The sequence below is a fragment of the Salmonella sp. SAL4457 genome (assembly GCF_046548235.1).
GTDB classification, from domain to species: domain Bacteria; phylum Pseudomonadota; class Gammaproteobacteria; order Enterobacterales; family Enterobacteriaceae; genus Salmonella; species Salmonella enterica.
On the sequence record NZ_JBGDZO010000658.1, the window covers coordinates 1 to 264 of the forward strand.

1 protein-coding gene is annotated in these 264 nt (G+C 67.0%); it reads right to left on the reverse strand.

Translation table 11 applies throughout. From position 1 onward, the window contains the following. Positions 1–264: glycogen/starch/alpha-glucan phosphorylase (locus ACLJNW_RS25835; protein ID WP_410961455.1), on the reverse strand; the 264-nt coding region annotated here is incomplete at both ends.

A 264-nucleotide genomic window follows, 5' to 3' on the forward strand; every position in this document is an offset into this window, starting at 1 on the left:
TCCTGGTACAGCGCCACGGTGTGCAGCAGGTTGAGCAACTGCCGCTTGTATTCGTGGATACGCTTGATATGCACATCGAACAGCGCTTCCGGTTCGATCGCCACGCCGAGGCTGTCCAGCACCAGGCGCGCCAGGGCGGTCTTGTTCTGCCGGCGCTGCTCGGCGAAGCGTGCCCGCAGCCTGGCGTCCTCGACGTGTTCCTCGAGGTCCGGCAGGCGCCGTTCCGGGGTGTCCAGCAGGTCGGCGCCGAGGGTCTCCACCAGC